1 protein-coding gene is annotated in these 233 nt (G+C 31.8%); it reads right to left on the reverse strand.

The features are described 5' to 3' along the window. The coding region (locus AYC60_RS03475) for a hypothetical protein (protein WP_156447651.1) at positions 1 to 207 on the reverse strand (207 nt) is incomplete at its 3' end. Positions 208 to 233: the final 26 nt, after the last annotated feature.

Genomic DNA, 233 nt, shown 5'->3' on the forward strand with positions numbered 1-233 from the left:
GTTTGTTATCACTGTTGATGAAGGTTTACTTTCGCTAATTGTAAATGTAGGGTTTACTGAAGCTTTTGCACCTAATGTTAAATTAGTTGTTGGTCTATATTCTACAGTACCTTCAACTCCAGTTTTAACAGTATGTGTATTTACTCCTTTTGTTTTAGCATAACCTAATTTAACTTTTGCTGTTGCATCTATTTTATCCTTTACCATTTCCTCAGATTTTGCACCTATTGTTA

Origin of the sequence: Streptobacillus felis, from assembly GCF_001559775.1 — a bacterium.
In the GTDB taxonomy this organism is placed as follows: Bacteria; Fusobacteriota; Fusobacteriia; order Fusobacteriales; family Leptotrichiaceae; genus Streptobacillus; species Streptobacillus felis.